At 71.9% G+C, this 9,007-nt stretch carries 9 protein-coding genes and 2 pseudogenes; 1 reads left to right on the top strand and 10 read right to left on the bottom strand.

Annotation, left to right across the window (positions count from 1 at the left end; translation table 11 throughout):
* From AC1DP0_RS13195 to def, 5 genes and pseudogenes are all read right to left on the bottom strand, one after another.
* Positions 1 to 161: pseudogene (locus AC1DP0_RS13195) on the bottom strand (ribulose-phosphate 3-epimerase); the annotation flags it as partial.
* Between the two features lie 29 nt (positions 162 to 190).
* On the bottom strand, positions 191 to 430 hold the full coding sequence (locus tag AC1DP0_RS13190; RefSeq protein ID WP_478085012.1) for a hypothetical protein: 240 nt from the start codon (positions 428 to 430) through the stop codon (positions 191 to 193).
* Positions 431 to 659: 229 nt separating this feature from the next.
* A complete protein-coding gene (locus tag AC1DP0_RS13185; RefSeq protein WP_478085011.1) occupies positions 660 to 2,216 on the bottom strand; it encodes an RsmB/NOP family class I SAM-dependent RNA methyltransferase in 1,557 nt (518 codons plus the stop codon).
* The gene (fmt, locus tag AC1DP0_RS13180; protein ID WP_478085010.1) at positions 2,209 to 3,159 is read right to left on the bottom strand and encodes a methionyl-tRNA formyltransferase; all 951 of its coding nucleotides are present in this window, start codon (positions 3,157 to 3,159) and stop codon (positions 2,209 to 2,211) included. Before fmt ends, AC1DP0_RS13185 begins: the two co-directional genes overlap by 8 nt.
* Position 3,160: 1 nt before the next feature.
* Positions 3,161 to 3,706, bottom strand: a complete 546-nt coding sequence (gene def, locus AC1DP0_RS13175) for a peptide deformylase (protein ID WP_478085009.1) — start codon at positions 3,704 to 3,706, stop codon at positions 3,161 to 3,163.
* Between the two features lie 181 nt (positions 3,707 to 3,887).
* Here def and AC1DP0_RS13170 point away from each other — a divergent pair, with 181 nt between their 5' ends.
* Positions 3,888 to 4,772, top strand: coding sequence for a hypothetical protein (locus AC1DP0_RS13170; protein ID WP_478085008.1), 885 nt, complete (start codon positions 3,888 to 3,890; stop codon positions 4,770 to 4,772).
* Here AC1DP0_RS13170 and AC1DP0_RS13165 read toward each other — a convergent pair.
* The 5 genes and pseudogenes from AC1DP0_RS13165 to AC1DP0_RS13145 all read right to left on the bottom strand — a co-directional run.
* Positions 4,762 to 6,051, bottom strand: coding sequence for an MFS transporter (locus AC1DP0_RS13165; protein WP_478085007.1), 1,290 nt, complete (start codon positions 6,049 to 6,051; stop codon positions 4,762 to 4,764). The two genes, AC1DP0_RS13170 and AC1DP0_RS13165, sit on opposite strands and share 11 nt — an antisense overlap.
* Positions 6,048 to 6,587 (bottom strand): ArsR/SmtB family transcription factor, encoded by a 540-nt coding sequence (locus tag AC1DP0_RS13160; protein ID WP_478085006.1) that lies wholly within the window; start codon positions 6,585 to 6,587, stop codon positions 6,048 to 6,050. The genes AC1DP0_RS13165 and AC1DP0_RS13160 overlap by 4 nt, the downstream gene beginning before the upstream one ends.
* A gap of 209 nt (positions 6,588 to 6,796) precedes the next feature.
* Positions 6,797 to 7,336: a dihydrofolate reductase family protein gene (locus AC1DP0_RS13155; RefSeq protein ID WP_478085005.1), complete on the bottom strand. Its 540-nt coding sequence runs from the start codon at positions 7,334 to 7,336 to the stop codon at positions 6,797 to 6,799.
* A gap of 26 nt (positions 7,337 to 7,362) precedes the next feature.
* Positions 7,363 to 8,667 (bottom strand): saccharopine dehydrogenase family protein, encoded by a 1,305-nt coding sequence (locus AC1DP0_RS13150; RefSeq protein ID WP_478085004.1) that lies wholly within the window; start codon positions 8,665 to 8,667, stop codon positions 7,363 to 7,365.
* Between the two features lie 43 nt (positions 8,668 to 8,710).
* Positions 8,711 to 9,007, bottom strand: a pseudogene (locus AC1DP0_RS13145) (primosome assembly protein PriA); the annotation flags it as partial.

Genomic DNA, 9,007 nt, shown 5'->3' with positions numbered 1-9,007 from the left:
ACCTTGAGCAGGGCCTCGACGACCGGCAGACCGAGCGTGAGGTTGGGGACGAAGTGGGCGTCCATGACGTCGACGTGCGCCCAGTCGGCGTTCGCGATGCGGCCCAGCTCCGCCTCCAGGTTGGCGAAGTCGGCGGAGAGGATGCTCGGTGAGATCTGCACGCGCACAGCCTAGTTCCGCGCGCTCGCCGTCAGTCGGCGACCTTCGCCCAGAACGAGACGTGGGACTCGGACTCCGCCGTGAATGGCGTGCGGTCCCAGTCGGCCCACCGGTCGCGCAGCCCCAGGCCTGCGATCCGCGCCACGAGGTCGAGCTCCGAGGGCCACACGTAGCGGTGCGCGGAAGCCGAGCACGTCGCGAGGCCTCGGTCTCCGTCGCTCGCCCGCGACTCGGCCCGCACGTCGTGGTGCGACATGCAGCGTTGGCTCACGACGTCGACGGTGCCGCCTCGTCGCCATGTCGCCGATCGTCACCGGCAACCGGTCGGCTGGGGCTCGAACATGTGGGCCGAGCCGGCGTCATAGGTGCGCGCGACCCGCTCGTCGAAGGGGTTGGGCCCGCAGGTCGTCCATCGCGTATGCCGTCACGGCTCCACCCTGCCCACCGAGCGTTGGCGCGCGCGAGCCCTTTTCGGACAGTCTCCTTCGGAGAGCCTCCGGTCAGAGCTTGCGCAGCAGGGCGAAGAACATCGCGTCGGTGCCGTGGACGTGCGGCCAGAGCTGGACGTACGGCCCCTCGCCGAGGCCCGCCAGCTCGTGCCCGTTCGCGTCGACGAAGAGCGGTCGAGCATCGACGAGCTCGACGTCGTCGCGGCGCTTGAGGATGTCGGTGACGACGAAGCGTGTCTCGTTGAGGTGCGGGCTGCACGTGGCGTAGCCGACGAGCCCGCCGGATGCGGTGGCGTCGATGCCGGACATCAGCAGCTCGCGCTGCAGCCCCGCGAGGGCCGCGACGTCACCGGGCGTGCGGCGCCACCGCGCCTCGGGGCGACGGCGCAGCGCGCCCAGCCCCGTGCATGGAGCGTCGATGAGCACCCGGCTGAAACCGCCCGGCTCGATCTCGCCGAGGTCGCGCCCGTCGCCGTGCCGGACCTTCAGGCTCGTGTCGGCGTCACGGGCGGCGACTCGCGCCGCAGCGAGGGTCTGCCACACGAGGTCGGCGCGGTGTTCGCTGATCTCGTTGGCCACGAACGGAATCCGCCGCTCAATGGCCAGGGCTGCAAGGAGGCCTGCCTTGCCTCCCGGTCCGGCGCACAGGTCGAGCCAGCGCTCGTGCTGCGCCGCGTCACCCTCGACTGCCGCGGCCGCGAGAGCAAGGACGAGCAGCTGCGAGCCCTCGTCCTGCACCGCGGCGCGGCCGTCGCGGACGGCAGCGATGGCGCCGGGGTCACCCTCGGGCAAGGTCGCCCCGACGGGGCTGAGCCCCGAACGCTCGGCACCGGAGTCCTCGAGCTCGTCGAGCGAGACGAGCCCGGGACGTGCCACGAGCGAGACCTTCGCCGCGTCGTTGTCGCTCTCGAGGAGCGCGGTCAGTGACTCCTCGACGTCGCCCGGCCCAGCGGCTCCGTGTCCGATGAGCGCGGCCCGTAGGGCCTTGGCGATCCAGACGGGGTGGGAGGTGCGCAGGGCAAGGCGCTCGACCGGGTCCTGGACACCCTCGGTGACGAGGTCGGTCCATTCGTCCGGGTCCCGCTCGCTGATGCGTCGCATGACGGCGTTGACGAAACCGGCAGCCCCGGCGCCGTTGACCTGTCGGGCCAGAGCCACGGTCTCGTCGACCGCCGCGTGGCTGGGCACCCGCATGCCGAGCAGCTGGTGCGCGCCGAGCCGCAGGGTGTCGAGCACGTTGGCATCGATCTTGTCGACGGGGCGACCTGCAGCGGACGCGATGATCGCGTCGTAGAGCCCGGAGAGCCGCGTCGCGCCGTAGACCAGCTCAGTGGCGAATCCGGCGTCGCGGCCGCTGATTCGCTTGTCGCGCAACAGCTTCGGCAACGCGAGGTTGGCATAGGCGCCGTCGGCAATCTCACGCATCGCGGTGTAGGCCGCGAGTCGCGGCGCATCGGTGCGACGGGCACGCTCGGCCGGTCGCTGCTCCGAACGGTGTCGGGCCGAGCGCTCACGTGCCGGCGGCCGCTGACGCTCTCCCCGCCGCCCGTCGCCGCCAGAACCGCGGCCGCGGTCGCCGCCTCCACCGCTTCGTCGCTCGTCACTCATCGCCGACCCGCTCTCCTGCCTCGACGCGCGTGCCGCGAGCCCAGTCTGCGGCCGGCATCGGCTTCTTGCCGTGTGCCTGCACCGTGCCCAGACGCACTGGCCCCGTTCCGGTGCCGACGAAGACGGCCTTCTTCGTGACGACGAGGTCTCCGGCGCCCATTGGCTCGGCGGTGGCCGGGGCGTCGCCGGGCGCGGCGACCGCCAGCGGCGACACCTTGAGTCGCTCGCCGCGGAACGTGGTCCACGCACCGGGCGCCGGGGTGCAKCCTCGCACGAGCCGCTCGACCGCGGTCGCCGGCCGGGTCCACACGATGCGGGCGTCGTCCACCTCGATCTTGGGGGCGAGCGAGACCCCCTCGGACGGCTGCGGCACCGCCACGAGATCGCCCGACTCGAGCCCGTCGAGGGTGGCGACGAGCAGCCCCGCCCCGGCGCCGGAGAGTCGGTCGAGCAGGTCGCCCGCCGTGTCGGTCGGACGGATCGCCTCGGTCATGACGCCGAGGACGGGCCCGGTGTCGAGTCCTCGCTCGATGACGAAGGTCGAGGCGCCGGTCACCTCGTCGCCGGCCATGATCGCGTGCTGGACCGGGGCGGCCCCGCGCCAGGCGGGCAGGAGTGAGAAGTGCAGGTTGATCCAGCCGAGCCGCGGGATCGCGAGCGCCTCCACCGGGATGAGGTTGCCGTAGGCCACGACGGGGCACGCGTCCGGCGCGAGCGCGGACAGGGCTCGGAGGAAGTCCGGGTCCTTGACGCGCGACGGGGTCAGCACCGGCACGCCGAGCTCCTCGGCGCGACGCCGGACCGGCGAGGCCTCGAGACGCCGGCCGCGGCCCGACGGCGCGTCGGGGCGCGTGACGACGCCGACGAGCTCGTGCCCTGAGGCCGCGACGGCATCGAGGCTGGGCACCGCCGCCTCGGGGGTGCCTGCGAAGACGACTCTCATCTCACATCGCCCGGCCGAAGGTGGAGTGCGGGCTGATCCGCACCTCGGGCGGGTTGTCCGCGAACCACTCGGCCTCGCGGATCGCGTGCATGGCCTCGCGACGCGCCTCGGGGTCGAGCCGGTCGACGAAGAGGATGCCGTCGAGGTGGTCCGTCTCGTGCTGCACGCAGCGCGCGAGGAGGTGGCTGCCCTCGAGGACGACGGGCTCGCCGTGCATGTTCTGCCCTTTGGCCACGACCGACAGGGCACGCGTGGTCTCGAACGCCAGACCCGGGATCGACAGGCAGCCCTCGGGGCCGTCCTGCTCGTCGGTCGACAGGTCGAGCACCGGGTTGACGAGGTGTCCCAGCGCGCCGTCGACCCAGTAGGTGAAGACGCGCAGTCCGACGCCGATCTGCGGTGCCGCCAGACCGGCACCCGGGGCGTCGAGCATGGTGTCCTCGAGGTCCTTGACCAGCACGCGCAGCTGCTTGTCGAAGTCGGTGACCTCGGCGGCAGGGGTGCGCAGGACCGGGTCGCCGAAGAGTCGGATGTCCTTGATCGACACGATGTGAGGTCCTCAGAACTGGGCTGGGCAGGCACCGTCAATCCTAGGGGGACGCGGTGCGGTGCCCCGACCGCGGCCGAGCACGAGCTGGACAAATCCCCTAGAGTCTCTCCAACGGGTTCGAACAGGATGTTCGCCCCGTCTGCGACAGGGGGCCGAACCAACCGAGAGCGAGCACCCGATGCATGACAGGACCAGCCACCCCGTGACCGCCGCCGGTGCGGCGGCCGGCCGGCGCTGGCGAGAGCGGCGACGACCCGTCGTCCGCGTGCTCGTCGCCCTGATCTCGCTGGCCGCCGTGTTCGTCATCGGGGCCGCCCCGAGCGGTCAGGCCGTGTCGCCCACGACCAAGCACTTCATCACGAACCTGCACGGGTCGACGGCACCGTCAGCGTTGGGGTTCGACGTCTTCGACACCGGGGCATCGACGGTCGCCTCCCTGCCCGACGGCGTCACAGGCCTGGTCTGGCTGGGCCAGAAGTGCCCGACGGTGGCGGACGCGGCCTTCCGCGCGACGGTGGACCAGCTCGCCTCCAGCCCCAAGGTCTTCGGCTACTACCTCTCGGACGAGCCCCACGTCTCGGACTGCCCTGGGGGCGCCGCGGCGCTCCGGAGCCGGGCGGACTACATCCGCTCACGAACCGCCGGGAGCCAGAAGTCCTTCATCGTCCTGTCCCGGACGACGGACTACAGCGCGTTCAGCCCGGCCAACAGCCATGTCGACCTCGTCGGTCTCGACCCCTACCCCTGCTCGACCGCGTCCCCGACGTGCCCGGTGCGCAAGATCACTGACAAGGTCGTGGCTGCGCTGGACGCCGGGATCCCCCAGGCGGCGATCGTGCCGGTCTTCCAGGCCTTCGGCCAGGAGCGGCTGTCGGGGGGCTACTACCGCCTCCCCACTGCGGCGCAGATGTCCGCCATGTTGGCCGAGTGGCACCGGCTCGTGCCCTCACCGGTGATGGAATACGCCTACGGGTGGGGCAACCAGTCGTCGTCCAGCCCCACCCTCGTCGACTCGGCCGACCTGCAGAAGGTGTTTGCAGCGCACAACGGCGTCACTCGCTGACGCCGGGACGGGACGCGTCGAGGGGCTCGTCTGCCGGCTCACCGGCAGGCTCCTCGACCGTCCGGCCGAGCTCGCGGACCGACCGCGACAGCAGCGCGGACAGCGAGATCACGACGTAGACGCCGGCGCTGACGATCATCAGGGTCTCCGTGTCGACGGTCGTCGCGAGCCACCCGTAGAGGAACGTGCCGATGGGGATCGCGACGAAGGACCCCAACGCGTCGTAGCTCGAGACGCGCGACAGCACCGAGACGGGGACGTGCTCGTGCAGGGCGGTGCTCCACCCGACACCGAAGACCTCGACGGCGGCCCCGGCGAGGAAGAACCCGACGGCGACGGGCACCAGTGCGGGGGCCACCCCGAGCAGCACCATGGGCACGGCGAGCACGCAGATGGCGATCATGCCCGCACGCAAGGGGTGCCGGAGCCGTAGCCGCAGCATGACGAGCGTCATGAGGACTGTGCCGACGGCCTCGGCGCTCAGCACCAGACCCCAGCCTGCCTCGCCGATCGACGCGGTCGACGTGGCGATCAGGGGCCCGAGCACCCCGATGACGCCGGAGTGGATGGCGTTGGTCAGCCCGAAGGCGAGCACGACGACCCACAGCCACTCGCGCCGGCGGAACTCGCTCCACCCCTCCCGCAGCTCACGCACCATCGAGTGGCGCGGGGCTCCAGCCTCGTCCGAGCGACGCGGCAGCCCGACGCGGGCGAGACAGACGATGGCGACGGCATAGGTCATCGCGTCGACGGCGAGCGCCCAGCCCGGGCCGACGCTCACGACGAGCACCCCCGCCAGTGCAGGTCCGATGATGGCGAGCCCGCTGCGGCTGAACGACAGCAGTGCGTTGGCCTGCTGGAGCCGGGACCGGTCGAYGACGAGCGGGACGATGCCCATCATCGCCGGCATCGTGAACGCCGACACGGCGCCGTTGACCCCCTCGATGACGGTCAGCTGCGTCAGCGTCGCGTCACCGCTGATGATGAGATGTGCCGCGAGCGCCTGGGTGAGGCAGGTCAGCACGTGCGAGACCTGGAGCACGACGATGCGCGAGAAGCGGTCGGCGACCACGCCGCCGACGAGCAGGAAGACCACCATCGTCAGGGTGCGGACGCCCAGCACCTGCGCGAGCGCACTGGCGGAGGAGTCGATGTGCAGCACGGCGAAGGCGAGCGCCACGGGCACCATGACCGAACCCGCGGTCGAGACCGATCGAGCCGTGAAGTACCACGCGAACCGGCGGTCTCCCAGGGCGCCGAGCGACTGTCGGAGCTTCATGAGAGACGTTTCTCCCCCGTGAGCCGGAAGGCGGCGATGGAGAGGTTGGCGCGGACGGTGCCCTCGGTCCGCGGTGGTCGGGCGCCGGCGTGGAGCAGGCGGCTCGCGTCCGTGACGAGCTCGACGACGCGCTGCCAGACCTCCGGGTCCACCCACAGGTCAGCATCCGTGAAGTGCGACTTCTCGCCCTGCTCCCGTTCCGCGAAGCGGCGTGGGATCGCGTCGGCGAGGACCCGTGCGTAGGCCAGCTTGTCGGCCTCGCTGGCGGGCGGCGCGTCCGGCGAGCTCTGGGCGTCCCACGGGTGCCGGTACTTCTTCGCGCGGCCGCCGCGGACCCGCTCCTCCCCCGCGATCACGAGCAGTCCCGCGTCGAGCAGGAACCTGAGGTGGTAGCTCGCGTTCGCCTGGGTGACGCCCAGCTCGCGGGCGACCTCCGCCGCACTCAGCTCGGCGCCCGTCAGCAGGGAGAGCATCTGCAGCCGCAGCGGGTGGGCGGTGGCGCGGAGCTCGCTGATCCGCTCATCCTCCAAAGACATGTTTGGGAGTATGCCGTCCCGCGGGCTCCACCGTCAAGCATCCCTTTGGGGGTCAGCGAGCCCCCGTCGAGTGCCCAGTTCCCCACGTCGGAAAATGAGCACTCGACTCCCACCCACAGTCGAGTGCCCAGTTCCCCACGTCGGAAAATGAGCACTCGACTCACGCCTCCGGTCGAGTGCGCAGTTCCCTTCGGGTGGAACGCAAGGGTTCAGGACTGGCTGTACGCCAGGTGCACCACGCCGCTGTCGTACGCCTGCGTCTCCGTGAGGCGCAGGCCCCAGACGGCCTCGTCGGTGAAGAGCCGCTCCCCCGCGCCGAGGACCACGGGGAAGACGAACAGGTGCAGGCCGTCGACGAGCCCGTCCCGCAGCAGGGCCCGCACGAGCGTCCCGCTGCCGCTGACGTAGAGCGACCCCTCGACCTCGTCGCGCAGCCGACGGATGAGGTCCGCGTCGTAGGACCCGATGACGCGGGAGTTGTTCCAGTCGGGATCGCGCAGGGTGGCCGAGACGACGTTCTTGCGCGCGCCGTTGAAGAACGACGCGCCCGGCTCGTCGTCGGTGCGCGCCGACCACGCCGGCGCGAACATCTCGTAGGTCCGCCGCCCGAGGAGGAGCTCGGAGCCCGGGCCGGTGAGCCGGCCGATCGCCTCGCCCATTCGGGGGTCGAAGGGGAACTCCGCCGTCCAGCTGGGGTTCTCGTAGACCCCGTCGAGCGAGATGAACTCGTGCACCTCGATGCGTCCCATGCCGTGCCTCCTGTCCGATGTTGCGCTCAGGTGGTGCGCTCCAGTGTTGCCGTGGCTCGTTCGAACCGGTCGTCGCGCTCGACGTCGAAGGTGAACCCCTGCGCGCGCAGCCGCTCGACGAGGCCCTCCCCGAGCGCCGTGGCTGGTGTGCAGACCCCGACCCGTCGGGGAAGCCCGTCGTCGAGCGCGAGGGCGAGTGCCGTCTGACCGAACATCACCGCCGTGCCGCCGTAGCCGGGGTCGTAGTCGGCCCCGACGCGGGTGCGGTAGCGCGCGCCGGTGCTTGTGGTGGCGTGGATGTCCATGCGGAAGCGCCCGGTGGCCTGCGTCTCGGGGCTCGGGCCCTCGCCGGGCTTGGGCAGGAAACGGTCGAGAACGGCACGGGTCGGCCGGTATGCCATGCCGGCCACGACGCCGCCGAGACCCACGGCCATGCCACCGGCCATCACCGGGGACATCGGACCCGACCCGAAGTCGCTCGCCTCGCGGTAGCGCAGGTCGCGTCCGTAGGACCAGTCGGTCAGGGTGTTGGACAGTCGCACGATGCGGGTGTTGAACGACGCCATGACGAAGGGCCCGGTCCACCGGCCCGTGGCCGGGTCACGGTCGACCGGCACGAGTCGGCGCAGCCGGTCCACGACTCCGGCGACCCCGGCGGGCCGCCGTCGGCCCGACGAGGGCTCCTCGGAACGCCGGGGGCTGAGCGCATACGGGTCACCGAGAACCGCTCGGGCTCGGTCATCGGCACGAGCGGTGATGGCCTGCTGCCGGGCCGAGTCGATGGTCCCACCGGAGAAGCCGCCCTTGAGCGACCGGACGAGGAGGGTTGTCTCGGCCAAGGTGCCCTCCCGGTCCGCGGCGACCCGTTGGGCCGTGGTGAGCACGCCGAGGTCGGACGGGATGGAGTCGAAGCCGCAGGCGTGCACGATGGCCGCCCCGGTCTCGCGGGCCCGGGCGTCGAGCTCGTCGAGCGACCACCGGACGAAGAGCAGCTCTCCGGTCAGGTCGGCGTAGTGCGTCCCGGAGTCGGCACAGGCCCGTGCGACCTCCTTGCCATGGGTCGCATAGGGACCGACCGTCGTGGCGAGGACACGGGTGCGCCCCGCCAAACCGCGCAGACCCGGCGCATCGCTCGYGTCGACCGCGACGAGCTCCCACGACGACGCCGCCGGACCCAGCTCGATCCGGAGGGCCTCGAGCTTGGACCGCGAACGCCCTGCGAGGGCGATCCGCATGCCGGGTCCAGCATGCTGGGCGAGGTGGGCGGCGGTCAGGGCCCCGACGAAGCCGGTGGCCCCGTAGAGGACGATGTCGAGCTCGCGATCGGGCATGCCGTCACTCTGTCACGGCCACGCCGCGACGACGCAGGACCGGTCAGAACATGTCGAGCGGGTCGACCCGCACCGCCACGACGTCGGTCTCCTTGCGCGCCGAACGGAACGCCTTGAGCGCGAGCAGGGCCCGGGTCAGCGACTGCGTCTCGGAGGCGGGCACCCGCGCGAGCACGTGGTGGTCGGCGGGGGCTCGCTCGGGCTCACCCTCGACGACCGGGCGACGCGGCGGGGCGCCGGCGTTCGCGAGGCGCACGGGGCCCAGCACCTCGGCGGTCGCGGGGAGGTCGGCCTGCCCGAGCGCCTCCTGGAGGGCCCGGCGGCTGCCGGTCAGCTGCGC

This window comes from Terrabacter sp. P5_B1 (genome assembly GCF_056400505.1).
The sequence above is the reverse complement of the archived record's forward strand: the minus strand, read 5'-3'. Positions and strand labels throughout refer to the sequence as shown.

What these genes read in the sequence shown, in the direction of transcription:
- AC1DP0_RS13155 (WP_478085005.1), bottom strand. Translation starts at nt 7,336, where the DNA reads ATGGGACGCATCGAGGTGCACGAGTTCATCTCGCTCGACGGGGTCTAC.
- AC1DP0_RS13160 (WP_478085006.1), bottom strand. Translation starts at nt 6,587, where the DNA reads ATGTCTTTGGAGGATGAGCGGATCAGCGAGCTCCGCGCCACCGCCCAC.
- AC1DP0_RS13185 (WP_478085011.1), bottom strand. Translation starts at nt 2,216, where the DNA reads ATGAGTGACGAGCGACGAAGCGGTGGAGGCGGCGACCGCGGCCGCGGT.
- AC1DP0_RS13170 (WP_478085008.1), top strand. Translation starts at nt 3,888, where the DNA reads ATGCATGACAGGACCAGCCACCCCGTGACCGCCGCCGGTGCGGCGGCC.